Raw genomic sequence first — 26,357 nt, 5'->3', positions numbered from 1 at the left:
CTTGCACTTTACTATTGAGCGCGCGATCAAATAACCCAGGCCACGTAACACGCGGGCGATATATTCAGCAAGCCCTACCTAATTGCAAGAGTTGGAATTGCGAGAGTGCTTAATGGTTTGGTATATTTCCCTTGAATAGTACCCGATCGCAATTAAAGCGGAAATGAGGAACGATCGCAAAAACCGGGTTTTGTCAAAAAATCTGGTTTTTAGAGGTGGCATTAATGGCGAGGCTTGGTGGCGGTCGGCTGCCAATAACACCTGCAATTGACACAAGCCTCGACGAGAGATCGTTGCCGGTGGTAAAAGTTGTGTTGGGAAAAAACTTGACATCAGCGGGTAATTGAAAGTAAAAATAAATAAAAGCAATAAAAACAATGAGGCTTTATCTTTGATTCGCGATCAGCAATCGGCAAGTATGGCATTGAGAAGTTGCTATCCCCTAAAACAATTTCTGCTAAAATACCTCCGGTAATATAGGGAGTATCGAGGATTTTTTCCCAATCTAAAATCTAAAATCTAAAATGGCAACAGCTATTCTTGACCTGGAAATATCCAAACTCCCGCCAGAAATTACGGTTGAGGAGCGTTACAGTAAAGCCTTGATTTTAATTCGACTGCACGGAAAACCGATCTGTCAAGCTCTTTTGCCCGTAGTCGGAGGCCGCTTTGGCGGTGACGAATTACGGGAAAAACTGATGAATGCTGCGGGTGACAACTTGTGGAAAAACTGGCTCTACGACACTCTAGAATGGGATGAGCGGGGGCCGGTGGAGGCATTGCCGATCGCCACAGTAGCAGTTTGCACGCGCGATCGCCCGGAAGATTTGCGGCGCTGTCTAGACGCGCTGATGCTGCTGCCTGATGATGGTCAGGAATACCTGGTAATTGACAATTGTCCCGCCACCGAGGCCAGCAGTGAATTGGTCAAAAATTACCCAAAAATCCGCTATGTGCGCGAAGATGTAGCAGGCGAAAGCGCCGCCCGCAACCGAGCTTTACGCGAAGCTAAACATGAATTCGTAGCATTTACAGATGACGATGCTGCGCCCGATCCGAACTGGCTGCGATCGCTGTTGCGAAATTTCAGAGATCCGCGAGTTATGTGTGTCACGGGGCTACTGATGCCCCTAGAACTGGAAACCGAAGCGCAAGAATTGTTTGAGTTCTACAGCCCCTACGGGCAGGGCTTCGAGCGCCGAGTTTTTGACGGGGCGCACTGCAATCCGCTGATTGTAGCTCCACTGGGGGTTTCGGGGAGTATGGCTTTGCGGAAAAGTTCGATCGACTGCATCGGGCTGTTTGACGAAGCTTTGGGCGTGGGTACGCCTGCTAAGGCCGGTTCAGACAGCGCACAGTTTGCCCGCATTTTGCGATCGGGCTACCGCATTGTCTACGAACCGAGGGCCTTGAGTTGGCACCGCCATCGACGCACCTGGGAAGAACTACGCAACTTGCTCCGATGCTACGGAATCGGAGTCTATGCTTTCTGGACGCGGATGTTTGTAATCAACAAAGAATTTAGTGTACCTCTATTAGCTTGGGGATGGCTGTATTACAAGCAAATTCCTGAGTTATTTGCTTCTTTGCGAAAGCAACCGGACTGTATTCCTAGTGATTTACTTTTGGCTCAAATGCGGGGGTGCATTAGCGGGCCGATGGCTTATTTTTCTTCTCGCAAGCGTTTGCAGGAAGTTAAAGGGGAAGTCAATCGATTTTAGATTTTAGATTTTAGATTTTAGATTTACTCACATGATGAATCTGGGAAATGAAACTAAGTTCTAAGCTTTGGGGATTAGTCATTAGTCATTAGTCAGGAGGAAAAGGGAAGTCCGGCAACGGATGGTGTAATGGATTTAAGGGATTTAACAGATGGATATTGAGGGGATAGGGAAGAAGTAAGAGTGTTTGAAATTTTAATCACAACTTATAAATCCCCAAATACCAAATACCAAATATTAATTCCCCAATCCCAAAGAACAACTACTAATTACCAAATACCAATCTAATATGAATAGGGAAAATCCAACAATTAGCATAATTATTCCGAGCCACAATCGGAGTTCTTCGCTGCGGCGCGCTCTTGATGCTGTGCACTCGCAGACTTATCCGCTCGACCTGCTGGAAGTTATTGTAGTGGCAGATAGCTGCATTGACGATACTTTGGCAATGCTACAAGACTACAAACCTCCGTTTAAACTGCAGGTGATCGAGGTAAATTGCCGAAGTGCTGCCATCGCCCGCAATACAGGAGCGGCTTCGGCTACCGGGAAATTGCTGCTGTTTCTCGACGACGATATCGAAGCGCTGCCGCCTTTGGTGGAAAGCCACGCACGGGTTCACCGAGAGCGTCCAGGAGCGGCTGTCATGGGGCCCTATCCGCCTAAGTTGCACGGAGCAACTAGGTTTTTTGACGTGGAAGTGCGATCGTGGTGGGAAGAGAAGTTTTATCAGATGAGCCAACCTGGTCACCGATTTACTTATCAAGATTTGCTCAGCGGCAACATTTCTTTGGATGCAGAACTGTTTGCTCGTCTCGAAGGCTTTGATTCGGCTTTCGGGAACTGCGGCGGGGAAGATTACGAGTTTGGGCTGCGTTTGCTGAAAGCTGATGTACCTTTTGCTTTAGCGCAGGATGCTGTGGGCTATCATTACGAACACGAAACAAACAATCTCGATCGCTCTTTCCGCCGGTCTCGTCAGGAAGGGCGATCGGATGTTTTGATCGGCCGCCGACACCCGGAACTCAGACCGACGCTGCACATAAAAGACTACGAAACTCCTTATTTTTTGGTAGATAAGATTGTGGTGGCGCTCACGTTTTTCTGGCCGGCGGTTATGGATTGGCTGGCTGTGGGAGGCAGGAAATCTCTGGATTTGCTCGAAAGCTTGGGGATGCGGGAAACTTGGCGGTGGTTGCGGGCAAAATTGCGCGGTTATTGGTATTTGCGGGGTGTGATTGATGAGCTAAAAAGTCGCTCTGCTATTTCTAGTTTTATGCAAGGGGGCCCGGCCCGTTCTGATTTGGGCGGACATGAAATTAACATTGATTTGCAGCAAGGTTGGGAAGCGGCAGAAAGTCTACTGGACGCGGAACGACCGGCTGGGGTTTACCTGTATTACGACCAACTAACAGTCGGCCATATTTTTCCGCAAGCGGGGGCGGAACCGCTGCGGGGCGCTCACTTGCGATCGATTCTGGCGCTTCACTTTGCTCAACCGCTGGCTGGGGCGATCGCGGTTAACGGTATGCCCCGCAGTGCTGAAACGCTTGAAGAAAAATCTTTAGTTGCTTTTGAAACTTACGAGTTAGCCATTAATAGCTAAGTAAATAGGTGCAAATAAAGATTACAGGATTCGGGCAGGTGAGTGCCTTCATCTTCTCGCTTATATCTCGTTATGCTTAGCTAAACTAGCCCCTAGAAGATATTTTTTTTCGTGCATATCTACTGAATTCGGGGAAGTTAAACCAAAAACTCAAACCTCAAAAGTTGGGAAATTGGAAAATTGCCACCCCAAACTTAAAAGCCCCAAGTGAAAACTTTTCTATCTAGTGCCCGCTGCAAAATTTTCAGGAGCAAGTTATGGCAATAAAAGTTATGGAGATTGAGTTTGCCGAACAGATTAATCCGATTAGGCAACTCGAACAATACGAAGGAGTTCGGATTTTAGTTCGCTACCGGGGACGGCCTCTGGGCTGGGCTTATGTTAGTAACAATCCCTGGGAACAAACAATTTCCGCTGAGCGAGTGCGACAAACAATTGTGGATCAGTTAGGAAAAGAGTTGGTGCGATCGACTTTAGGAGAGCAGTTCGGCGCTGTTTCTGAAGCAGTGGCGGATGGCGACCTGCCGTCAATTAGTGTTGTCATCTGCACGCGCGATCGCACAGATTTGCTCAAAGGCGCTCTGGAAGCTCTGCTCGCCCTCGACTATCCCCAGCGCGAAATTATCGTTATAGACAACGCTCCTGCAAGCAGCAGCACCGCTGAATTAGTCGCGCGATTGCCCGTACGCTACGTCAAGGAAGAACGGCCAGGATTGGACTGGGCGCGCAATCGCGGGATCGCGGAAGCGCGGCATGAGATTATTGCTTTTACTGACGACGACGTGCGGCCCGATCGCGGTTGGCTGCGGGGTATTGCTTCGGCGTTTGCTGACCCAGAAATTATGGCCGTGAGCGGTTTAGTGGCGGCAGCCGAACTGGAAACCTTGCCACAACAGCAATTTGAACTGATATATGGCGGAATGCTGCAAAACCTCGACCGCCACAAAACCGACGGTAGCAAACTTTCTGTGCGGGAGTTGCTGTGGGCTAGCAAATACGGCGTGGGAGCGAATATGGCTTTCCGGCGGCAAGTTTTCGAGGCTGTGGGCAATTTTGATGTTGCTCTCGATGTGGGGACTGCGACTCGCGGTGGTGGGGATATTGAGATGTTTCATCGGATTTTGGCTAAGGGATACTCGACTTTTTATGAGCCGAGAGCTTTTGTGTGGCACTTGCACCGGCGCAGCGCCGATGCTTTGAGCCGACAGTTGCAGGATAACGGGCGCGGTTTTGGGGCTTATGTACTCACGTGCTATCGCAACCGGACTGTGCCGCGCTGGGAAATTTGGAAATTTGCTATGTTTCAGTGGCTTGGTTGGTGGCTGGTGCGCCGCTTGGGGTCTCCGGGTTGGCTGCCGCGCAAGTTGGTAGTCAGCGAGTTGCTGGGAGCTCTCGACAGTCCTTTTGCTTACAGAAAAGCGCAGTTGCAGGCGCAGCAGTTAGCTGAGATTGAGCCGGAAGAGCAACTACAATCTGAACCGCAGGAAGTTGCCGGAGGTGTGCGATGAGAAGTGTTCCAAAGCTGATTGATAGGCGCAAAATTGCTCATTTCTTCGATTTGCTGCGGGTGTTGGTCGATCGCGATATGAAATTACTTTACAAGCGATCGGCTTTGGGGATTGCTTGGACTTTAATCAATCCGCTGTTGCAGTTAGCTGTATTTTCCTTTGTGTTTCGTTCTGTTATACCGATTAACATTCCGCAATTTTCTTCCTTTGCTTTCAGCGGTTTGTTAATCTGGAGTTGGTCTCAAACCGCATTATTTCAAGCAACGGGATTAATTACCAACAATAAAGCGCTAATCAGACAGCCTAATTTTCCCACGGCAATTTTGCCGGTAGTCACTACTATGACTGGGCTAATTCACTTTCTGTTAGCTTTGCCGGTGTTAATTATCTTTCTGGCAATTGATGGCGTTCAGCCGAGTGCTGTGCTGTTTGTGTTGCCGCTGCTGATGGTTATTCAGTTTATTTTGACAGTCAGTTTGGCTTATCCCCTCGCCGCTTTGAATGTCACTTTTCGCGATACTCAGCATACTTTGGGCGTAGTTTTGCAGATGCTGTTTTACCTGACTCCGATTTTCTACGACCTCAACAGCGTCCCGAAACAATTTCAGCCTTTGTATCAGTTAAATCCTATGGTGCCACTGCTTGGAGCTTACCGCGCCATACTGCTCAAAGGTACGCAGCCGGATTGGCTGGCGCTGTTAATTGTTAGCTTGGTTGTGGCTGCTCTTTTGCCGATCGGACTGGGAATTTTTAGACGGCAAAGCAATACTTTTGTGGAGGAATTGTAAATGCGTCAAGCTATTGTTGTCAAGGGTTTGGGGAAACGTTTCAACCGCTACTCTGCCGATCGACCTTATACGATTATGCAGGCCGCTTTGGCGGGTTTTCGGCAGATGAAACCGCAGGCGCGTTTTTGGGCACTGCGGGATATCAATTTCACTGTTTCTCCCGGCGAAATGCTGGGAATTCTCGGCAAGAATGGCGCGGGAAAATCGACGCTGCTGCAACTTGTTGGCGGTATCGGCTATGCTCAAGAAGGAACTATTGAAGTTAATGGCAGAATTGGCGGTTTGTTGGATTTGGGTGCGGGTTTTCACTCGGATTTAACGGGCAGAGAAAATGTGTTTGTGGGTGCAGTGGTGGCCGGTTTGACTCGTCGGGAAGCTGCGCGCCGGTTTGATGATATTGTTGAATTTGCGGAATTGCAACAGTTTATTGATAGTCCGATGCGGACTTACAGTACCGGGATGCAAATGCGGCTGGCTTTTTCGGTGGCGGTTCACACCGATCCAGAAGTGCTGTTAGTTGATGAACATTTGTCGGTTGGTGATGTGGCTTTTCAAAATAAATGTTTGAACAGAATCACCGAGTTTAAGAATCAAGGATGTGCGATTGTTTTGATTTCTCACAACGCGGCGCAAATTCATAAACTGTGCGATCGGGCTTTGTGGCTGAAATCAGGTGAAATCGTGGCTTACGGGGAACCGGAAGTGGTAGTCGGTCAGTATTTGTCGGAAATGCGCCCAGCAACCGAACAACGCACTCCCATGCGTCCTCCTGAAGTGACGAGTATGGGTTCACAACTGCGAATCAATGACAATCGCTTCGGTTCTTTGGAAGTAGAAATTACGGATGTTAAAGTGTTGCCGGATGATGAGATAAACAGTGGCGATTCTATTACTGTGGAAATTCATTATTCTGTACCGAAGCCAATTTCGGCTGCTATTTTTGGCGTGACAATTAGCCGGGAAGACGGTCAAAGTTGTTTTGAAACTAATACTAATCAAATGGGCAGATTGCTGCCACTGGCGGAAGGGAAAGGCACAATCCGCCTGCACGTAGACAGGCTGGATTTAGGCAACGGTCAGTATTATGTGAATCCTGGGGTTTACGAGAAGAGTTTTGCTTACGCCTACGATTATCATTGGCACCTTTATCCGCTGTATGTGCGATCGACTGTCAACCAAAAAACGATTCTTTGTCCGCCCTACCGCTGGGAATTTGATGGCAAAATGCAGGTTGCGGATTTACCAGAACCAGCCGAGAAAGTTCACGCATTGAATAAGGATAATCCCGCCTATGCCAAGATTTCGACTCAGTTGAAAAATAAGCAGGAACCAGACTTTTTAATTATTGGCGCTCAAAAGTGCGGCACGGAACCTCTATCCGGCTATCTCGCAAATCACTTGCAAATTATCAAAGATGGTTCCCGCAACATTCACTTTTTTGATTTGAATTTTGAGCGGGGCGTTGATTGGTACAGCAAGCAGTTGACGCGCAGTGTGGCGGATGAAAAGGTGTTGCTGTGGGAAATGACTCCTTACTATATTTATCATCCGTTGGTGGCAGAGCGGGTTTACAAGTGTTTCCCGGATGTTAAGCTGATTGTAATGCTGCGAAACCCGGTCAAACGAGCTTGGCTGCACTATCATTTAGAAGTGGCGATCGGCTGCGAAAAGCTGGATTTTGAAAAGGCGATTACTTCCGAACCCGATCGCCTAAAAGGTGAAATTGAAAAAATTAAAACCGATCAAAGTTATTACAGTTTCAACCACCAACATTATTCGTATTTGTCGCGAGGAATTTATGTTGAACAAATCAGGAATTGGCTTGATTATTTTCCGAGGGAACAGTTGCTAATTCTCAAAAGCGAAGATTTTGAGGCAAATACCGATAAAGTTTTTTCGGAAGTGTTAGATTTCTTGGATATTAGTGCGATCGCAAGTAAACAATATGAGATTAATGCGATCGAGGAGTACAGCAAAATACCAGCAGCAATCGAACAACAACTGACAGATTATTTCAAGCCTTATAATCAGGAACTATCTGATTTGTTAAAACAGGATTTTACTTGGAGTTAGAATTGGCAGGTTGGGTTCCGAGAACGAAACCCAACCCACCTCAAAATCTAGAGTTAATTATAATAATTGCAAAATGTTATGAAACGCATATTTCTCCTAGGCTCGCCTCGCAGTGGCACGACAATTCTTCAAAGCTTATTAGCTGCTCATCCCGAAGTTATTTCTTTTCCAGAATCTAAGTTTTTTCACTATTTGCTATACGATCAGTTTGCGGGAAAGTTGCCAGGTAGAATGGAAGCTTTTTTTAAGGATGAGATTAAACGTCCTGAACTTTTGAAAGATTTTGATGACAGCCAAACTGTGGAAGCTAAAGCTAGTTGGTTTGTGAGAGTTTTGGATGGTTTGGCTGCTGAACAAAAAAAAAGCATTTGGTTGGAAAAAACGCCGGAACACATATATTTTATTGATGACATAGAGCGCTTTTTGCCGGATGCGAAATTTATACATATTTTGCGAAACGGTATGGATACAATAGCTTCTATGTATGATGCTACTAGGAGTTTTAACGAATTGTGGGGCGCTGGTTGGGATTTAAACCACTGTATCTATCGGTGGGAACACGCGATGTTAACTAGCCACAAATACATTAATAAATCCAATCATATATTAGTTAAATATGAGGAACTTTTAGATAACAAAACACTAATTTTAGGACAAATTTGTAATTTTATGGGCATTGAATATGACGATACAATGCTCGTTAATTATCAAGAAAAAGCAGCCAAGCTAAGTTTAAATCTACCTTGGCATAAAGGAATTGAGAGAGATGTCAAAAGTAGTAACGTTCACAAATATCATAAAATTTTCACGCGAAATGAAATTAGATATATTTTAGAGAAAATTCAGCGAGTCCAGGGTGAAATGGCGTGGAAAGTTACGGTGGAAGTGAGCGAACCAATTTCGGATATTTACGCTTTGCAAATATGCGATCGCCTGTGCTGTACGATCCAACTAGAAGGAATTCAACTCGGTATTATTGAATTGCCTATTTGCGATGGCATGGTGGCGGCTGCGGTTTTGGCGGATGCGGTTGCAGCCCAGTTTGCTTGGCAAATTCTCGATCGCTTCTTTCAACGCAATCGCTGCGAAAAAGGCAATAAATTGTGGGAAAATTTGCTGGAACCATTGCACCCTAAACATGACTGGACGCTATTTATGCAAGAATTATGGGGGCGTCCGCATTGGCATTTGGAGGATTTCTACAAGCCTGAAATAGCTGAGAAAGTCCCAACAATTACCCTCGAAAAAGATTTGATTTCTGTAGAAGTTAGCGAGGAATTTGCTAATATAAAAGTTGAGCTTTCTGAAATAAATGTGCTGGTGAAAGTAGGCGGCGTTGCTGTCGGTATTGTCACTGTTGCGGTGGAAAATAATTTTGTTTCGGCTCAAAAATTGCGATCGACAATTAATCGAAATATGGGTTTTGAGTTGTGCATCGCCACCGTGCGAGAAGCTTTGCTGGGAAAACCACTCAACGGCAAGCAATGGCTACGATCGCGCTTAGCCTCTTGTGCTCAACAAAGGTCTAATTTGCCCGACTGGTTGAATGCACCGGGTGCAGGGGGCATTTACCCCCAAAATGCGGTGATGTTCGGCAGGCGATCGGGTGCGATCGGGACGAGTGTCAGCCGCCGCGCCTCACTCCCGGCGGCGGCGCTGCCGGAAATCGAGTCAGTCGCAGCAATCGCTGGGGAACCGACAATGCAAATTCCCCAAGAAAATAAGTTTCCAAAGCAAGTATTTTACGCACCGGAAATCATTGGCTCAAAATCTTCTTATCGGGAAGTTTCTCACTCCGTGAAACCTCAACTTTTGGACAACCATAGCGTTACACAAAAACTCCCGATTCTCTCCTACCGCCACATTTCTCCTGACGGTTTAGACGCAGTTACTCCCCAAATTTTTGAACAACAGTTACACAATCTCAAAAATCTGGGTTATTACAGTGCGAGTTGGGAAAATTGGCGAAGCGCGAAACTGGCTAAAACTCCTTTACCCGGTAAAGCTGTATTGATGACATTTGACGGCGGCTATCTCGACTTTTTCCAATATGCTTGGCCTCTACTAAAACGGTTTGATTTTACAGCAACTGTTTTTCTCGTAGCGGAGTCAATAGGAAAGACAAATAGTTGGGAAAAAGCGGAATTTGAAGAAGTGCCGTTAATGGGATGGTCGGAAATTTTGCAACTGAGGGATGCAGGGATTGAATTTGGTTCTATGTCTGCCACTCATCAACCTTTGACTCCATTGTCGCCGACAGAAATTGTGCGGGAGGCAGGCAAATCCCGTGCTATCTTGGAACGGGAATTAGAGAAACCTGTTAAATGTTTTGCCTATCCTTACGGCGATGTTGATCCAATTGTAGCGCATTTAATTGGAGCGAGTGGATATACTTTTGGTGTATCATATACATTAAATTTGAGCAGTTTTGAAGATTCTTTATTGTCGCTGCCGCGCATTCAAGTCACCGCAGAAAATGCCTTAAAATTAGCTTAGTCAATCAGCGAGATTTTTCCCTCAACTAACAATCTCTCAACGGACGCACCTTACAAGTGAAATTTATTAATCAATTCCTTGATTTTTCTCTGCAAATAACCGCCTAACCCTCTGGAAATTTTCTCAAATTTATAATAAAATAAAATATCCATCACATCTTCAGTTTTCATATACTTTAAATAAGAAATTATTTTATCGGTCAGTTCATCATTAACATCATCGATATACTTTCTCACCGCCAACCGTTCCGAAATATTCCATTTCCGATCAAACTTGCGGTGCATTTCCGTCTCATAATCCCGAAAATCTGAGATTTTCCCCTCCAAATACCTTTGAATATATTTCCCCGCGATTTGGGCACCATCCATCCCGTGTCTAATCCCTTCGCCACCCAAAAAATTTACTGTCGAAACACTATCGCCGATCGCAATTATATTATGCTTGCAATAAATATCCTTCAAACCACGACTATACTTCAGCATGGAACCGTGTTTGTCAAGAATTTTATAATTTTTAGACTTTAGATATTCATCAATCAGTAAATCAATATATTTTTTCAGCGGTGACAAATGCCTCAGTGTTTTCTGATCTAAAAAAATGCGGGCAGCACCAACTTTCAGCCTATTTTGTTCCATGGGAAATATCCAAGAATAACCTTTAGGCATCCATTTATCGCCCACAAATAAGATTAAATCACCGCTGTATTTATTGTAAACTTCTGGCTCTACTTCAATCAAATATTCGATTCCGGTTCCCGACAAAAAATCAGGCTTATCATTCTCTTTTTCGTACATAATCGCCCTAGCAAAGCCAGTAGCATCAACCAATACTTTAGTGCTAACTTTGATAAGTTGACCGTCGGATAACTGTTTAAACTCGACTGTTGTTTCGCTCTTGCTTTGTGAATGTCCGGTGTAGCGATAACCAAGCCAAACTTCACCGCCAAATCGCTCAACTTCGCTGGCCAAAAATGCTCTAAATTTAGCAAAATTGAGAACAACTCCCAAGCTTTCGGGAGACTCCCAAGTTTGACTGACTTTGCTAGTTTCAATAGTAAGTTTGTGCCAAAAACTGCCGATAACGGATTTAGGTAAATCGAATTTAGAGAGAGTTTCTAGAGGTGTAGCGGCGCTAGAAAAGTCATTTTTATAAAAATTGTCGTTTTGCTCTGCCAGCAAGACTTTGTGACCGGATTGGGCTAGGATTCTCGCGCAGTGACCGCCTGCTGGGCCTGCTCCGACTATTACTATGTCAAAACTTTTTAAATTCATTTTGCTTTTAACTCGCTTCCAATGTCAAAATACCCGCAGGCATATCAACTACTAACCGCCGAGTTTTCAGCCACTGGCGACCTATTAAAATTTCCGGTACTCCGTCACCCACATGAACGGGAATGTCAAATTCTAGGTAATCAATACGCACTTTTCCTACATAAAGTTCAAAATCAAATTCTCCCTTGGCTGTTCGCATTTTTTCTTGTTTCACATATGTCCAATCCAGTCCATCTAAATCCTGACTGTCCATTGCTAACCAGCCAGAAAAACCTGTATCAAGCAGAGCATCAACAGGTAATTCTAAGCCGTTATCAGCAATCAGTTCAAGTTCAAAAAATAGCTCGTCCTCATCACCAAATCTTCCTTGAATCATATTGTGCCACAAACTCCGGTTTCATTGATCCGAAAAACCTGCAATTTAGCTTTCGGGTATTTTTCATGGGCTATGTTTGCAACTTGCATATCATCCTTGTCGATAAAATATTCCCCGCTATCAGGTTCAACCGCCATGTACCAGTTGTAGTGGGTTTTAATCAATTCTGGTTTGAGGCGATCGAAAATTGGTTTGCAGCGCTGATAAAATGCTTCTCTTTCAGCTCGCCACTGGGCTTTTTTTTCTTCTGACCACTGAATTTCGGGGAACAATCTTCCCCGCCGCACGGTACGATTTGGTTTCACGTTAGTCATTGTTTTTTCTCCCTTATCCTCAAATCTTCCTTCAATCATGCTCCTCTTTCACTGTCATAGATCGGATGTCGAAGAGTAAGGTGCGCTAGGCACACCCTACAATTCTAGCTATTTACACGCTAACAGGAGCCTGTTTGCGGCTGAATGTTGCTAAGATACGATCGCACATTTGCGACGGAGTTAATCCTAAACTTGCAAATGATTGCTCTGGCGTTGCATGATCTACTAATGTATCTGGTACGCCCAGCCGCATCAGTGGCACGAGAACATTATTGTCGAGCAAAGATTCAGCAACTGCGGAACCGAAGCCACCCATCAAACAGCCTTCTTCCATTGTGACAACTTTGCCGATTCGCTGTGCTAAAGGCAAGATTAATTCGGTGTCCAAAGGCTTGACAAAACGCGCATTGATCACAGTTGCTTCAATACCGTGTTCGCTCAGCATCTCGGCAGTTTGCATTGCCGGATAAACCATTGAACCGTAACCCAAGATCAGCACATCGTCGCCGTTGCGGAGAATTTCGGCTTTGCCGATCGGCAATTCTTCCCAACCTTCCTCCATCAAAGGTACGCCGTAACCGTTGCCACGCGGGTAACGCATCGTGATCGGGCCGCTGGTGTGGTTGATTCCCGTGACTATCATCCGCTGCAATTCTGCCTCATCTTTTGGTGCCATAACTACCATATTTGGCAGGCAACGCAAGAAGGCAATGTCGTACATTCCTTGGTGAGTGGGGCCGTCAGCACCGACAATGCCTGCGCGATCCAAACAGAAGAAAACTGGCAAATTTTGGATGCAAACATCGTGAATTATTTGGTCATAGCCTCGCTGCACAAATGTCGAGTAAATTGCCACAACCGGGCGCATTCCTTCGCAGGCTAAACCAGCGGATAAAGTCACGGCGTGCTGTTCAGCAATCCCGACATCAATGTACTGTTTAGGCAGTTTTTCATGAAGTTTATCCAGGCCTGTTCCGGTTGCCATTGCAGCAGTAATGCCGACAATTTTGGGATTATCTTCTGCTAGCTTGACCAGGGCGTGGGCAAAGACTTTCGAGTAAGCTGGAGGCTTGGGTTTAGTGGATGGAATGCCTTTGCCGGTGGCTAAGTTAAAGGGATTTTGGGCGTGATATCCTACTTGGTCTTTTTCGGCGATCGCATATCCTTTGCCTTTCACCGTCACAACGTGAACCAACACCGGCCCTTGGATGGTATGAGCTTGTTTGAAAGTGGCAATTAACTCTTCCAAATTGTGTCCATCTACCGGGCCCATGTAAGTAAAGCCCAATTCTTCAATTACTGCTCCAACTTTCGAGACAGCCAAGCGTTTCATTCCTTCTTTGAGGCGCTCCATTTCTGGAGTAAAAGTTTCACCGACAAAGGGAATGTGTTTGAATTGTTCCTCTAAGTTATCTTTGAGAAACTGCACCGGTGGCGACAATCGCATCTTGTTCAAATACCGCGTAATTGCACCGACGTTGGGCGAGATTGACATCTCGTTGTCGTTGAGCACAACTAACAAATTGGTTTTCGGCATATGGCCCGCGTGGTTGATGGCTTCGAGTGCCATGCCGCCAGTCAATGCGCCGTCGCCGATGACTGCTACAGTTTTAAAGTTTTCCCCCTTGAGGTCGCGCGCCATTGCCATTCCTAACGCTGCGGAAATGCTTGTGGAAGCGTGACCTGCGCCGAAGTGGTCAAATTTGCTCTCGCAGCGCTTGAGATAGCCTGCAACGCCGTCTTTTTGGCGTAGGGTGTGGAATTGGTTGTAGCGGCCGGTGATTAATTTGTGAGGATAAGCTTGGTGGCCGACATCCCAAGTAACTTTGTCGCGATCGAGGTCGAGTGTTTGGTAGAGTGCTAAGGTCAGTTCGACTACACCCAATCCTGGGCCGAGGTGGCCGCCGCTAGCGGCTACAGTTTCTAAATGCTTTTCTCGAATTTGTCGGGCAATTTGTTCGAGTTGATGAATCGAGAGGCCGTGTAATTGGTTTGGGTGAGTCAGTTCGCTGAGATGCATATTTTAAAATCTTGCTCCTGTGAATCAGGACGAATCCTTAACAGATATAGGTTGTGCCTGCGAGGTTGGGTACGCGCAAACGTTAGAATAGTTTAACGGTTATTTGAGAAAAACTGTTAGGCGTAAGATTTTTGTTATTTTTAGCCTGGTAATTATAGTTAATAAATTGTGCGCCGTCAAGATAAAAAAAGCTTATCTTGTTAGTTGCTAATCGCTAATTGTTAGCTGCACGGAAATTATTAAGCATTTTTAACTACTTTTTGTAGTGATGGCTGACTTTTTAGCCATCTTGTTTCTGCAAGCGGACTATGATACAAAATCATTAACTGTGATGGAAGCATCTCATATTTGTAAAAACACTTCTTCTGGCTCAAAACTCCAATTTCTAGCTTGGCTGCAAAAGTGAGATGCTCCCCTGTGATACCAATTTTTTATGAGGTTGCATAGAATCCGATCACCCTGGCGCCCCCCTTAATAAGGGGGGGACAAGATTGTTCTCAAAGTCCCCCAACAACCAGGAGGATTTAGGGGGATCGAGATATGTGCAACTTCACATTAAATTGGTATGAAGTGTGATTTATATACAGCGTATTCCAGGTTTATAAAGCACACCGCGCAAAACCAGGTTTCTTTACAGTTCTCGCATCCTTACTGATTCTGTTCAAAAAACCCGGTTTCTCGCGATCTACATCTACATGGAATATGCTGTAAATCAACGACCTCTAGCAGAAATCATTCCATTTACACTGGGAAAGTTTTCCCGAATTTGGATAGTAGAGAGCTGCGACTCTCGAAGCATTGTTTTGTAAGCTCAAAGTGGATTCGGGCGACGGCGAGAGACTCTCGCTTACTCTGCTGATGGCAAAGGAGTTTCCGCTTCTTCCGGCGGCGGAATTTCCGCAGGAGTCGATTCCGGCGACGGCGAGAGACTCTCGCTATCGGGCGGCGGAATTTCCGCAGGAGTCGATTCCGGCGACGGCGAGGGACTCTCGGCCCCGGGCGGCGGAATTTCCGCAGGAGTCGATTCCGGCGACGGCGAGGGACTCTCGGCCCCGGGCGAGGGAGTCTCCGAAGGACTTGGGGCGGGAGTTTCCGGCGGTGGTGGAAGTTGTGCGGGATCTGGCTGCGGGCTTTGGAGGCTTTGCACCCACAAACCTAAACCGCCGCCGGCTAATATCAGCCCCAACACCCCCAGTAGGGGCAGCGGCAGCTTGGAGCGCCGTTTTTGAACTGGTTCCGGGGCGGGGGAAGTTTCGGGGTACAACAACTGTTTGGACGATTCTGAAAGCTGAGATTCTGGAATCCTCCCGGACTTCTGGAGGGACGCAGCGAGGGAAGGCGGCAGCGACACCGAGGCTGACACTGGCGCTGACGCCGGCGCTGAGGCCACCGCCGGATCAAACAGTACCAATCTCTCCGGCGACATCCGACAGTGAGTCGCTACCACGGAGGTGTTGTCATAACCATTTTTCTCGTTGGCGAGACGAATCCAAGACTGAACTGCCGCTTCCAAAGACATTTTGCCCTCAAGCACCTCTGGGCCATAATTCTCCCAAGATTTCTCTACCCAGTCGTTGTCGCTCAAACCGTCGGAACACAGCAGCAGTAAGCCTTCCTCTTCGACAATAAATCGCTGAATCGTCGGGCGCAGGAAATCGGCATCCCGCGTGCCCAAAGCTTGAGTCAGGGCTCCTGCATCCGATCGCAGTTGAGTCTCCCAATATAAACAATGTCCTAGCTGGACTTCCCTTGAGGCTACGTCGTCGTCCACAGTCAGCCGGTGACAGTAATTTCTGCCAATCCAATAAGCGCGGCTGTCTCCAACATTGACTAAATAAAGTTCGTGGCTGTTATTTGAGGGCAAATCCTCGGAATTTTTCACTTTTTGAGGCAACTGGAGGGCCATCACCAAAGTCGTCCCCATCCGTTGCCGCAACTCTTTTCCCTGCTCATTATTTTGAGCAGAAATCACATTATTCACAACTCGGACTATTTCTTCGAGTTGCTTGATCACCATTGTTGGCGTCATCAACTCTTCTTGTTGAGCAATTTCTGCGAGCAAATTTTGGATTAAAGCTTTCAGGGATTGCACGGCTAATTGACTGGCAACTTCTCCTCCTTCGTGGCCTCCAACCCCGTCGCAAACCATTGTTAAGTAAGGAATTAATTTCTCGCCCCCTGAAGTTTTGCTAAATTGAAAATCAGCAGCAACCGGATAGCAACTGTCTTCATTTTGGGAGCGCTGTGGCCCGGTATCAGTCATGCCGACTACTTCTAAGTGCAGAGGCAATTGAGCGGCTTGTTCTAATAGTAAATCGTTTAGTTCCAGGGCGATCGCGTCGAAATTCATGCTGCTGCGGCGCATAAACTGACAAATTTCTCCGAGTTTCGACTGCACCTCGGGTTGCGCTGATTCCACCAAACCTGACCACACATCTCCCAAATCCCGTAGCGTCGGTACAAAATTGCCCCGGTGCAGTTCCAGCAGGCGTACCCGCCAACCTTCCACCCGCAAATTTTCCGGTACCAGCAAACTCGAAGCGACTCCCTGTTCCGATAGTCGCGCCCACAGTTGGAGCATTTGCCACAGCCAGTAAACTTGGCGCGCGGCGGTTGTCGCAGACCAAGCTTCTAAAATAGAAGGATACAGGCGACCGAAATTATTGATGGGCACATTTTCCAACAACAGCACCTCTGTCGCTTCCGGTGCTTCCCCTAGGGAACAAAAACCGTATACTTCCGGCGTATGCAGCCGTTGGGGATACAAATGCAGGTAAGGCATAATCGTATCCGGCAGTTGTTCCGGGACGCTCGGAGGCAAAGCTGGACGGCTGTCGAGCCAGATTTGGGGTGCAATGACAAAGTATCGATCGGCTATTACCTTACCCGTCGGCACTTCCTCGGCTGCTTGCCCCACCACCCACACATAGCGATAAATTAAATCCGTTTCGCACGCTGCACAGTGCTGGCGGCCAAAGGTATTGCGGGGATCGGGACAGCTAAGATTCGGGCAATAAATGGGTTCGGAGAAACTGCTGATCATATCGAAATAGTTTGTGTAAAAAGATTCTGAAGATATATGATTCGCCAGCCCAAATTCATGAGCTTGAGAATAAACTGATTTTAGCCCCTATCAATTTCTTAACTGCCTTTGGGCCCCTAGAAATTGTAGTTTCTGCCAGTCTGCACCGGCTTAAATTGTAATTTAAGTTACTAAACTCAGACTTGGAGTACGATGGAAGCCTCAACCTGGTACCGCTGCGCGAAAAATCGCTCTGAGGGGCTGCAAGTCGCAAACCCTTGCATAGTCAGTTGTTGGCAATTCTTAAATCTTAAATTTCCAATCTAAGATCTAAATAGTATCACCTATTCTTTTTATGATCTTGACTCCTACGCTCCTTTGGCTGATAGCTGGGTCTTTGCTCTGTTTGGCAGAGCTATTTCTCCCGACTGCTTTTGTCGCTTTTATGATGGGACTGAGCGCCTTCGCGGTAGCTGGATGCTCTCTAGTTCTACCTTACGTTAATTTACAAATATTCCTGTGGATGGTATTTTCGACAGTTTTTGTGCTGGTGTCTCGGCGGTTGATACCAAAAGGCACCGCAAGGGCGATCGCAGATTCTCAGGAAGCCAAAACTTTAACAGAAATTCCCCCCGGAGAAGCCGGCCGAGTCATTTATGAGGGGAATTCTTGGCAAGCTCGCTGCGAAGACACGAAGGCCACTATCCCCCCCAACCAAAACGTAATTGTCGTCGGACGGAAAGGCACTACTCTGATAGTTTTGCCCGAAAATCTCTTGCATTCTTAAACAAAATGTGGAATTAATCACAGACAATTAGTAGTTAGTCATCAGTCATTAGTCATCAGTCATCAGTTTTTAGTCAAAAGTCATCAGTCATTAGTTTTTAGTCAAAAGTCAACATTTATAGGAGGCAACCGTGGAACAATTTTTTTTACTTGTATTTTTAGCACTTGGCGGCTCAGCCCTCGCAGGTTCCGTCAAGATTATCAATCAGGGAAATGAAGCGCTGGTGGAAACTTTAGGTAAATACAGTGGCAGGAGACTCGAACCAGGTTTGAATTTTGTCAAGCCGTTTCTCGATCGGGTCGTTTACGAACAAACAATTCGGGAAAAAGTCTTAGATATTCCTCCGCAAGCTTGTATTACCCGCGATAACGTTTCCATCACCGTTGATGCTGTGGTTTACTGGCGCATTGTAGACTTGGAAAAAGCTTGTTACAAAGTAGAAAATCTCCAGTCTGCAATGGTAAATATGGTGCTGACTCAAATTCGCGCCGAAATGGGTCAACTGGATCTCGAACAAACCTTTACTGCTCGTTCTCAAATTAATGAAATATTGCTCAGAGATTTAGATATTGTTACCGATCCTTGGGGAGTGAAAGTAACACGGGTAGAATTGCGGGATATTATCCCTTCTAAAACTGTACAGGAATCGATGGAATTGCAGATGGCAGCCGATCGACGCAAGCGGGCGGCAATTCTGACATCCGAGGGCGAACGCGAGTCAGCAGTTAACAGCGCCAAAGGTAAAGCAGAAGCGCAAGTTTTGGATGCAGAAGCGCGCCAAAAAGCGACTATTTTAGAAGCGGAAGCTCAACAAAAGGCGATCGTCTTGAAAGCTCAAGCAGAACGCCAAAGTCAGGTTTTGAAAGCTCAAGCTACTTCTGAGGCCTTGCAAATTATCGCCAAAACTCTGCAAAATGACCCCACTGCGCGGGAAGCTTTACAATTTTTGTTAGCTCAAAACTATCTGGATATGGGTCTAAAAATTGGCACCAGTGGCAGCAGCAAGGTGATGTTTATGGACCCGCGCAGCATTCCCGCTACGCTCGAAGGAATGCGATCAATCGTTGGGGAAGGTAATAATAATGACGTGAAAAAGCAGTCTTAGCTAGAATGAGCCATTGAAAGAGACTGGTAACTCTGTATGAGGGATGAAACTCCTCATACAGAGTTACCATGAATAGCAAAAATGATTGTGTCATCACGCACCACATTATTAAATAATCGGCGTTGCTGAATTAAGATATAATTGATTTTGAGAGCAATTCATAAAAGACCATTTAACACAAGTCATATTCTATGAAATGTCCTGAATGTAAGTCAACTCATATCAATAAAAATGGGCGTAAAAAAGGTAAGCAGAACTACCTGTGTGTTACCTGTGGTAGACAATTTATAGACTGCTATGAACAGCACAGAGGTTATGCTCAAGAAGTGAAAGACGAATGCCTAAAAATGTATGTTAATGGCATGGGTTTTAGGGAGATTGAAAGAGTAAAAGGGGTACATCATACAACAATTATGAATTGGGTAAAACAACTAGGATAACTCTTGCCCGATTTTTATGATCGACAGTTAAATTGGCTAACCCTCTCTTGAAATCGCCTGATATCTATTTAAACATCGATATTCAGGCAACTTCTCTTCGCCGTCAACCTAATAACTCGACACAGTTAAAACGATCGCCTCCCTATCTCCCAACACCAAACCATACTCCAAACCCTCAACAACCGCCTGATAAGAAGCATCCAAAATATTACCAGAAACCCCAACAGTCGTCCAGCGGTCTTGACCGTTGCTAAACTCAACCAACACGCGAGTTTTAGCAGAAGTTCCCGCACATCCGTCCAGAATTCGCACCTTATAATCGGTTAAGTTAAAATCAGTAATTGCCGGGTAAAAATTCCGCAAAGCCTTCCGCAAAGCCGCATCAAGTGCCGAAACAGGCCCGTTTCCTTCCGCGCATTCCAGAATATCTTGACCGTTAACAGTCACTTTCACCGTTGCTAAAGAATTAACTGTTTCCTCCCTACCTTTATCGCAGTGAACTTGAAAACCTTTGATTTCAAATAAACGCTTGCGCTTTCCCAAAGCCTCCCGCATTAACAATTCAAAAGAAGCCTCAGCCCCCTCAAATTGATATCCCTGGCTTTCTAAATCTTTCAATTTTTCCAGAATTTGGCGGCAAGCAGGATTTTTGCGATCGAGATCCATGCCAAAAGTGCGCGCCTTCGCCAAAACATTGCTCAAACCCGCTTGATCGGAAATCACAATTCGCCGCCTGTTGCCAATTTTTTCCGGTTCCAAATGTTCGTAAGTTAACGGATTTTTTTCAACAGCCGATACGTGAATTCCGCCTTTGTGAGCAAAAGCCGAAAGACCGACAAAAGGAGCATGATCATCGGGAGCTAGATTGACAATTTCACTAATTGATCGACTTACTTGAGTTAATTTAACTAATTGCTCGTCTTCAATGCAATTATGACCCAGCTTTAGCTGAAAATTAGGAATCAAGGAACATAAATCGGCATTGCCGCAGCGTTCGCCGTAACCGTTAATAGTTCCCTGTACCATCCTCACTCCTTCCCGCACAGCAGCCAAAGCATTAGCAACCGCAACTCCGGAGTCGTTGTGAGTGTGAATTCCTAATTGTAAAAATTTTTGTCGATTAGTTCCTAAAGATTCTAAAACATCGCGAACAACCTGACTGACTTCGTGAGGCAAAGTACCGCCGTTAGTATCGCAAAGCACCAGCCATTCTGCACCGGCATCCGCGGCTACTTCTAAAGTTTTAATAGCATAATCTCGATTGTGTTTGTAGCCGTCAAACCAGTGTTCGGCATCGTAAATAACGCGCCTGCCCTGACTCCGCAAATATTCAATTGTATCTCGAATCATCGCCAGATTTTCTTCTAGCGTGGTCTTCAAACTTTCAATAACGTGCAAATCCCACGACTTGCCAAACAGCGTCACCCAGCGAGTACCGGCGGACAAAATAGCCTGCAACATTTCATCATTAGCTGCCGTAGTTCCCGGCCGCCTAGTCGAACAAAAAGCTACAACTTCTGCTTGAGTTAGGGGCTGTTCTTTGAGACGCCAAAAAAATTGTACGTCTTTAGGATTCGCCCCCGGCCAGCCGCCTTCAATAAAGGGAATTCCTAAACTGTCTAACTGTCGAGCAATTCGCAGTTTGTCTTCGAGAGATAAGGAGAGTCCCTCGCACTGAGCACCGTCTCGCAGCGTGGTATCGTAGATCCAGAGCCGATTTGTCATGGGAAATTGCGATCGAGAAATTGGTAATATATCACTTACCATATTAGATGAATTTATTTGAATTTAATGCGATAATATATAGGAAAATTAACATAAATCTAACTGGGGTAAATTACTGTGGTCAAGGTACAAGCGCAAGGAAAAACATTTGAGTGCGATCGCGGAGCCAATCTCCGTGAAGTTTTGCTCAAAAACGGCATTGATCTCTACAACGGCAATGCCAAAGTCATCAACTGCCACGGCCTCGGCACTTGCGGCACCTGCGCCGTCACCGTCGAGGGCGAAGTTTCCGAGCCCCAGTGGCGCGAAAAAGCCCGACTTTCGGTTCCTCCCCATTCTTCCACCTCCAACCGCCGTTTGTCCTGCCAAACCAAGGTTTTAGGCGATATTAAGGTGACAAAATATGACGGTTTCTGGGGTCAAGGTTCTGAAACTGTCTGGAAACCCCAAGCATAGATTTTTTGTTAAGGAAGGCAGATAGGACGATCGCCTTGCCAGATAATCTGTAAGACTTGTGCAAGAATTCTAACTGTAAGGTGCACACGGGGCACCTTACCATAAAGAAATCCGAGAGGTCTATCGATTTTAGATTTTAGATTTTAGATTTTAGATTGAAGCATTGACCCCACGGATAAATTCGGGGGGCAAGTTTCTCGGATACACGTTTTTTATTTATTTCTCCACGGATGAATCCGGGGGCTTGTATCCTAGATGCTTTCGGTCAAAAAAGCCAGAAAGTCCATATAAAAGTTAATGAATTCATCTAAAGATATTCTGATTATTGGCGGCGGAATAATTGGTCTTTCGCTAGCAGTAGAACTGAAATTGCGAGGGGCATCTGTCGCGGTTCTCACCGCCGATTCTAAACAACCGACGGCGCGGGCTGCTGCTGGAATGCTTGCCCCGCAAGCCGAACGAATTCCCCCCAGTCCGATGCTGGATTTGTGCTTGCAAAGCCGCGCACTGTATCCCGCCTGGGTGGAACAGCTAGAAGATATTACCGGATTGAAAACGGGATATTGGCGATCGGGAATTCTCGCACCAGTTTGTCAAAATGAGCCTCAAGAAAAGCCACTTTTGTCAAACCTTAATTATCAATGGTTGGACAGAGATACTGTTCGCCAGCACCAGTTTGGATTAGGTCAAGAAGTAATTGGCGGTTGGTGGTATCCTGACGACGCTCAAGTTGACAACCGCGCTTTATTTCGGACGCTTCAGGCCGCAACTAAAGAATTGCAGATTGAGATTATTCAAGGCAATGCCGGGGAAATTATTCGGCAGGGAAACCGAGTTGTTGGCATTGAAACAACAGCAGGAAAATTACAAGCAGACCGTTATGTTTTGGCTGCGGGTGCTTGGTCTGAGCAGTTATTGAATGTTCCGGTTTTTCCAAGAAAGGGACAAATGCTGTCAGTATGTGTACCAGAAGATTGGGGAGTTATCCAGCCCCTGCAAACCGTTCTATTCGGGACGGGCATTTATATTGTGCCGCGTCAAGATGGCCGAATTATTATTGGTGCAACTAGCGAAAATGTGGATTTCACGCCGGGAAATACCCCTGCGGGAATCCAAACTTTGCTAGCAGGAGCGATTAAGTTATATCCCGAATTACAAAATTATCCGATTTTGGAGTTTTGGTGGGGATTTCGGCCGGCTACTCCTGATGAGTTGCCGATTTTGGGTGGTAGTGCTTGGGAGAATTTGACATGGGCTACGGGGCATTACCGCAACGGCATTTTGTTGGCTCCGGTGACGGCTAAATTATTGGCGGATTTGATGTGGGAGCAAAAGTTAGATCCGTTATTGGCTGCTTTTCATTATTCGAGGTTTCCTGAATCTTGGAAGGTTGAGAATGGTAAATAGTGAGATTTGTTGCTTTTTTTAAGACTAGGCAGAGGCGCATAACGAGAAACGAAAGTCAACCAAAAGGATATTTTTTGCTATAATCTAATCAGCACAATAGGGTTTTGTAAGTTATGACTTTCAGTGATGTGGTCGAGACGATCAAGAATCTTTCTACTGACGAAAAGCAAGAGCTTCAACTGTTGTTGAAGCAATATCTCCGGGAAGAACGTCGCGAAGAGATATATCAAAACTTTAAGTCAGCGCAGATTGAACAACAAAAAGGTGAACTGAAATTTTCCGCTAACATCAATGAACTTAGAGTAATGATAGAGGAATAATCGTGGAAGTCAGTTTCAGTTCTTCATTCAAGCGTGCTTTCAAAAAGCGGATCAAAGGCGATGCCGATTTGGAGGCTAGGTTTTGGCAAAAGCTGGAACAGTTCATCAGAGAGCCGTTTGAACCAAGCTTAAAAACTCATAAATTGTCCGGTAGGCTCAAGGATTTTTGGAGCTTTAGCGTAGATTACGACGAAAGGGTACTTTTCTACTTTACAGAAGACGGAAAAGCCGTGTTTGTAGATTTGGAAAGTCATGATGAAGTATATTAATCGACACAACAGTGGCTAAAGTACCGCTGTAAGTAGCGCGCCTAACCATTTTTTTGTAAGTGTTGAATTAGTTCGCATCCTGTTTTTTGGGTTGGTTTAATTCCCTGCATTTAGCGGCAGCCAAATCGTAAGCATTTTGATAATCGCTACCGCCTAACATCAAATCGCCGTAATATTCATAAGGTTGATTGCCATAAATCGGCAGCGGGTCGTCTTCAGGATAATCTTCTTTTGATTCTTCTAGGATTGCTTTGAGTTTCTTGACGCTGAAGCGCTGGACTGGGAAGTAATGAATGTCTTGAGCGATGAAACCGAGATGGGGAAATGTGGGGTCAATAATTCGCTCGTCGAGTTCAATCCAGCTATATTCGATGGGTTTATATGGCACTCCCGGCACGGCTAAAAAGCCTTGAACATAAATCGCGCCCTCGGTGGCTAACGCTGCTTTACAAGCGTTGTCAAAGCAGTTTTTACGGTTGCTTTTGATGCGAGCGGCCATTTCAATAGAAAGTGCCTCATCTAATAGTTCGGTCATAATCCCTTCTAGTCGCGTGTGCGATTAGATTGTAGCAAATCCGAGCTATCTCCGAGCACAAAAAACGCAGGCAATTGCGATCGCTCCTTAAATTCTGTTCTCAAGGACTTTAGCCAAAATCCTCTGCGGTTGTGGATGTTGTGTCAGCTTTGGTTTCCGGGGCGGGCGGTTTGTCGATCGCCCTTATAGCCCGCCAATACAAAGTTTTCGCCAGTATCCCAACTTTTGAGCGTGCGATCGAGTTGGGCTAGAACCCGGTAGAGTAAAGTGTGGCACAGACGATGCAAGCAAAAATAGTGGCATAAATTACTGAATGGCGTGCAACCAACCAATGATATTCATGCCTTCCGGTGCAGCGATTTGTTCGGCTGTTGACAGGCTTCACAGTTTTTTCTGTAAACAAAGCAGAGTTGTGATAACCTCATAAATGTGCAAAAATCGGTTCCAACAAAAAAACCTTTGGAAGAAACGGGGAAAGTTCGGCGTAAATCCGCCCCTGTCCCGCAAATGTAATGAGATTATACAGTCTCTACGGTTCCGCATCACTTGCAATTCCTAACTGAATTATCGCTAACAGATTATCTGTAACGACTGTCAAGAGAGCCATCCGCTATCTCAATTTTGCTTCAAATCATTGCGACATACCATCCCACCCAAGAAATTATTCTGCTAACAAATGACGGTCAAATAGAAATCGATTTTCTGCAACAATTAGAAATTACTCTGGCCGTTTGTTATGAGGAACTACGTCAATGCTGGGATTAATTTTAGCTTAGCGAAACCACCAAAAGGACGAGCTAATGAACTAAATATTATCAGCAGTTTTGTAAACTCTGGGTCAATTTTCAACCGCGATTCACCCAATTACCTGCAAGAAAACAATTCCAAAAATAGCCAGCATCTCCTGATGGTAAGCTAAGCACTGATCCACACACCATAGACATACTGAATGAAAAACGCGATCAAAAAGTCGGATTTTGTGCTAGCTCCTTATATGAAGAGCAACAACTTGAAAGCTAGTTGCCAAATATTCAATACAGTGATTCCTTATACATTTTTATGGTTTTTAGCCTTTAAAGCGGCTGCCATTTCTGTATTCCTGCTGCCGCCGATAATGGTGTTGATGACACTTTTTTCAGGACGTTGTTTCTCTTTGATGCACGATTGCGGACACTATTCTCTTTTTAGCTCCAAAAAAGTCAATCGCATTATGGGTTTTATGCTAGGTATCATCAATGCGATTCCTCAGTACCCCTGGTCGAGGGGACACGCTTATCACCACAAACATAATGGTAATTGGGATATGTACCGAGGCCCTTCGGCGTTGATATCCACCGAAAAATTTGCGGCGCTAAGCCCATTTAGTCAAAAGATTTATCAGTTACTCAGACACCCATTGATGCTGTTTCCCGGTGGTTTTTTCTATCTAATTATTAAGCCAAGACTCGCGCTCATCTTGGGAATTACGGGTTTTATCCGACATATTTTTGCTTGTCTCAAGCAAGATTTTGGCATGGGTTTATCTGCAATCCTTGCTTCTTATAAATCCAAACATTGGTATACGACGGCTGAATTTTGGGATTTACTGTTCAACAATATTTGTGTTGTTGGTAGCTGGATTTATCTGAGCAACTTACTGGGGTTTGGCTTTTTCTGGAGTGTTTACTCAATTGTCATGACTTGTTCTGCAGCGATATTTATCTGTATTTTCTTTGTTCAGCATAATTTTGACGGTTCCTACGCCCACAAAACAGAGGGCTGGGACTATCTGCTGGGCGCAATAGAAGGCAGCAGTTATCTGAAACTACCAACTATTCTTAATTGGTTTTCGGCTGATATTGCTTACCACAATATTCATCATCTCTCTGAGCGAATACCTAACTATAATCTTCGGGCTTGTCACAATGCTAATATTCACCTGCTGGTTAATTCAAAATCACTGACAATTCGCGATATTCCTGACTGCTTCCAATTCATTCTTTGGGACGCTGCTTCAGATAGTCTGCAATCGATTAAATTGTTTCAACAACAACAACAAGAAATCCCCTTCAGTAATGTAGCTAATTAAAATCGGGGGGCAATAAATTTGGTGGCTTCTTGCTCCCCACAATCCTATGA

21 protein-coding genes and 1 pseudogene are annotated in these 26,357 nt (G+C 45.5%); 15 read left to right on the top strand and 7 right to left on the bottom strand.

Going from position 1 to position 26,357, the window contains the following annotated elements; genetic code table 11:
- Positions 1-524 precede the first annotated feature (524 nt).
- The 6 genes from QT979_RS22890 to QT979_RS22865 all read left to right on the top strand — a co-directional run bounded on the left by QT979_RS22890 (position 525) and on the right by QT979_RS22865 (position 10,192).
- Complete coding sequence (locus QT979_RS22890) at positions 525-1,721, top strand: glycosyltransferase (RefSeq protein ID WP_333311776.1); 1,197 nt, start codon at positions 525-527, stop codon at positions 1,719-1,721.
- A gap of 289 nt (positions 1,722-2,010) precedes the next feature.
- Positions 2,011-3,327, top strand: coding sequence for a glycosyltransferase family 2 protein (locus tag QT979_RS22885; RefSeq protein ID WP_333208859.1), 1,317 nt, complete (start codon positions 2,011-2,013; stop codon positions 3,325-3,327).
- Positions 3,328-3,584: 257 nt separating this feature from the next.
- Positions 3,585-4,835 carry a glycosyltransferase gene (locus tag QT979_RS22880; RefSeq protein ID WP_333208861.1) on the top strand — a complete coding sequence of 417 codons (1,251 nt, stop codon included), beginning with the start codon at positions 3,585-3,587 and terminating at the stop codon, positions 4,833-4,835.
- Entirely contained in the window at positions 4,832-5,623 is a 792-nt protein-coding gene (locus QT979_RS22875) for an ABC transporter permease (RefSeq protein WP_333208862.1), read from the top strand. The genes QT979_RS22880 and QT979_RS22875 overlap by 4 nt, the downstream gene beginning before the upstream one ends.
- Complete coding sequence (locus QT979_RS22870; RefSeq protein WP_333311775.1) at positions 5,624-7,696, top strand: Wzt carbohydrate-binding domain-containing protein; 2,073 nt, start codon at positions 5,624-5,626, stop codon at positions 7,694-7,696. It abuts the gene before it with no gap.
- A 78-nt stretch (positions 7,697-7,774) separates the two neighbouring features.
- Complete coding sequence (locus tag QT979_RS22865) at positions 7,775-10,192, top strand: sulfotransferase (protein ID WP_333311774.1); 2,418 nt, start codon at positions 7,775-7,777, stop codon at positions 10,190-10,192.
- A gap of 50 nt (positions 10,193-10,242) precedes the next feature.
- Here QT979_RS22865 and QT979_RS22860 read toward each other — a convergent pair whose 3' ends face one another.
- From QT979_RS22860 to QT979_RS22840, 5 genes are all read right to left on the bottom strand, one after another.
- Complete coding sequence (locus QT979_RS22860; protein WP_333208868.1) at positions 10,243-11,463, bottom strand: NAD(P)/FAD-dependent oxidoreductase; 1,221 nt, start codon at positions 11,461-11,463, stop codon at positions 10,243-10,245.
- 7 nt (positions 11,464-11,470) lie between these two features.
- On the bottom strand, positions 11,471-11,839 hold the full coding sequence (locus QT979_RS22855; RefSeq protein WP_333208869.1) for an aspartyl protease: 369 nt from the start codon (positions 11,837-11,839) through the stop codon (positions 11,471-11,473).
- The gene (locus QT979_RS22850; protein WP_333208870.1) at positions 11,836-12,153 is read right to left on the bottom strand and encodes a hypothetical protein; all 318 of its coding nucleotides are present in this window, start codon (positions 12,151-12,153) and stop codon (positions 11,836-11,838) included. The genes QT979_RS22855 and QT979_RS22850 overlap by 4 nt, the downstream gene beginning before the upstream one ends.
- A 112-nt stretch (positions 12,154-12,265) precedes the next feature.
- The gene (dxs, locus tag QT979_RS22845) at positions 12,266-14,173 is read right to left on the bottom strand and encodes a 1-deoxy-D-xylulose-5-phosphate synthase (protein ID WP_333311773.1); all 1,908 of its coding nucleotides are present in this window, start codon (positions 14,171-14,173) and stop codon (positions 12,266-12,268) included.
- An 847-nt stretch (positions 14,174-15,020) separates the two neighbouring features.
- Entirely contained in the window at positions 15,021-17,216 is a 2,196-nt protein-coding gene (locus QT979_RS22840) for a protein phosphatase 2C domain-containing protein (RefSeq protein WP_333311772.1), read from the bottom strand.
- 334 nt (positions 17,217-17,550) lie between these two features.
- Here QT979_RS22840 and QT979_RS22835 point away from each other — a divergent pair, with 334 nt between their 5' ends.
- The 3 genes and pseudogenes from QT979_RS22835 to QT979_RS22825 form a co-directional block, all read left to right on the top strand.
- Positions 17,551-17,982, top strand: a complete 432-nt coding sequence (locus QT979_RS22835; protein ID WP_333208874.1) for an NfeD family protein — start codon at positions 17,551-17,553, stop codon at positions 17,980-17,982.
- Between the two features lie 130 nt (positions 17,983-18,112).
- Positions 18,113-19,087: an SPFH domain-containing protein gene (locus QT979_RS22830; RefSeq protein ID WP_333208876.1), complete on the top strand. Its 975-nt coding sequence runs from the start codon at positions 18,113-18,115 to the stop codon at positions 19,085-19,087.
- Positions 19,088-19,278: 191 nt separating this feature from the next.
- Positions 19,279-19,524: pseudogene (locus QT979_RS22825) on the top strand (IS1/IS1595 family N-terminal zinc-binding domain-containing protein); the annotation flags it as partial.
- Positions 19,525-19,635: 111 nt separating this feature from the next.
- On the opposite strand, the gene cimA reads toward QT979_RS22825, so the two are convergent.
- Positions 19,636-21,294: a citramalate synthase gene (gene cimA / locus QT979_RS22820; RefSeq protein WP_445304806.1), complete on the bottom strand. Its 1,659-nt coding sequence runs from the start codon at positions 21,292-21,294 to the stop codon at positions 19,636-19,638.
- A 75-nt stretch (positions 21,295-21,369) separates the two neighbouring features.
- On the opposite strand from cimA, the gene QT979_RS22815 reads away from it, so the two are divergent.
- From QT979_RS22815 to QT979_RS22800, 4 genes are all read left to right on the top strand, one after another.
- Positions 21,370-21,708, top strand: coding sequence for a 2Fe-2S iron-sulfur cluster-binding protein (locus QT979_RS22815; protein WP_333084631.1), 339 nt, complete (start codon positions 21,370-21,372; stop codon positions 21,706-21,708).
- Between the two features lie 297 nt (positions 21,709-22,005).
- On the top strand, positions 22,006-23,115 hold the full coding sequence (thiO, locus tag QT979_RS22810; RefSeq protein ID WP_333311771.1) for a glycine oxidase ThiO: 1,110 nt from the start codon (positions 22,006-22,008) through the stop codon (positions 23,113-23,115).
- Between the two features lie 113 nt (positions 23,116-23,228).
- Complete coding sequence (locus QT979_RS22805) at positions 23,229-23,435, top strand: hypothetical protein (RefSeq protein ID WP_333148050.1); 207 nt, start codon at positions 23,229-23,231, stop codon at positions 23,433-23,435.
- 2 nt (positions 23,436-23,437) lie between these two features.
- On the top strand, positions 23,438-23,704 hold the full coding sequence (locus QT979_RS22800; protein WP_333311770.1) for a type II toxin-antitoxin system YafQ family toxin: 267 nt from the start codon (positions 23,438-23,440) through the stop codon (positions 23,702-23,704).
- 67 nt (positions 23,705-23,771) lie between these two features.
- Here QT979_RS22800 and QT979_RS22795 read toward each other — a convergent pair whose 3' ends face one another.
- Complete coding sequence (locus tag QT979_RS22795) at positions 23,772-24,239, bottom strand: hypothetical protein (RefSeq protein WP_333311769.1); 468 nt, start codon at positions 24,237-24,239, stop codon at positions 23,772-23,774.
- 621 nt (positions 24,240-24,860) lie between these two features.
- On the opposite strand from QT979_RS22795, the gene QT979_RS22790 reads away from it, so the two are divergent.
- Positions 24,861-25,004, top strand: a complete 144-nt coding sequence (locus QT979_RS22790) for a hypothetical protein (protein WP_333208881.1) — start codon at positions 24,861-24,863, stop codon at positions 25,002-25,004.
- Positions 25,005-25,188: 184 nt separating this feature from the next.
- Positions 25,189-26,307 (top strand): fatty acid desaturase, encoded by a 1,119-nt coding sequence (locus QT979_RS22785; RefSeq protein WP_333311768.1) that lies wholly within the window; start codon positions 25,189-25,191, stop codon positions 26,305-26,307.
- The last annotated feature ends 50 nt before the right edge of the window (positions 26,308-26,357 follow it).

The sequence above is a fragment of the Microcoleus sp. w2-18bC1 genome (genome assembly GCF_036700365.1).
Lineage (GTDB): Bacteria > Cyanobacteriota > Cyanobacteriia > Cyanobacteriales > Microcoleaceae > Microcoleus.
Note: the sequence above shows the minus strand (reverse complement) of the source record. Positions and strands in the feature narration are given on the sequence as shown.

Bases quoted from the DNA above. Each gene is read 5' to 3' on its own strand.
- QT979_RS22890 (WP_333311776.1), top strand. From the start codon at position 525: ATGGCAACAGCTATTCTTGACCTGGAAATATCCAAACTCCCGCCAGAA.
- QT979_RS22885 (WP_333208859.1), top strand. From the start codon at position 2,011: ATGAATAGGGAAAATCCAACAATTAGCATAATTATTCCGAGCCACAAT.
- QT979_RS22880 (WP_333208861.1), top strand. From the start codon at position 3,585: ATGGCAATAAAAGTTATGGAGATTGAGTTTGCCGAACAGATTAATCCG.
- QT979_RS22875 (WP_333208862.1), top strand. From the start codon at position 4,832: ATGAGAAGTGTTCCAAAGCTGATTGATAGGCGCAAAATTGCTCATTTC.
- QT979_RS22870 (WP_333311775.1), top strand. From the start codon at position 5,624: ATGCGTCAAGCTATTGTTGTCAAGGGTTTGGGGAAACGTTTCAACCGC.
- QT979_RS22865 (WP_333311774.1), top strand. From the start codon at position 7,775: ATGAAACGCATATTTCTCCTAGGCTCGCCTCGCAGTGGCACGACAATT.
- QT979_RS22860 (WP_333208868.1), bottom strand. From the start codon at position 11,463: ATGAATTTAAAAAGTTTTGACATAGTAATAGTCGGAGCAGGCCCAGCA.
- QT979_RS22855 (WP_333208869.1), bottom strand. From the start codon at position 11,839: ATGATTCAAGGAAGATTTGGTGATGAGGACGAGCTATTTTTTGAACTT.
- QT979_RS22850 (WP_333208870.1), bottom strand. From the start codon at position 12,153: ATGACTAACGTGAAACCAAATCGTACCGTGCGGCGGGGAAGATTGTTC.
- dxs (WP_333311773.1), bottom strand. From the start codon at position 14,173: ATGCATCTCAGCGAACTGACTCACCCAAACCAATTACACGGCCTCTCG.
- QT979_RS22840 (WP_333311772.1), bottom strand. From the start codon at position 17,216: ATGATCAGCAGTTTCTCCGAACCCATTTATTGCCCGAATCTTAGCTGT.
- QT979_RS22835 (WP_333208874.1), top strand. From the start codon at position 17,551: ATGATCTTGACTCCTACGCTCCTTTGGCTGATAGCTGGGTCTTTGCTC.
- cimA (WP_445304806.1), bottom strand. From the start codon at position 21,294: ATGGTAAGTGATATATTACCAATTTCTCGATCGCAATTTCCCATGACA.
- thiO (WP_333311771.1), top strand. From the start codon at position 22,006: ATGAATTCATCTAAAGATATTCTGATTATTGGCGGCGGAATAATTGGT.
- QT979_RS22805 (WP_333148050.1), top strand. From the start codon at position 23,229: ATGACTTTCAGTGATGTGGTCGAGACGATCAAGAATCTTTCTACTGAC.
- QT979_RS22795 (WP_333311769.1), bottom strand. From the start codon at position 24,239: ATGACCGAACTATTAGATGAGGCACTTTCTATTGAAATGGCCGCTCGC.
- QT979_RS22785 (WP_333311768.1), top strand. From the start codon at position 25,189: ATGAAAAACGCGATCAAAAAGTCGGATTTTGTGCTAGCTCCTTATATG.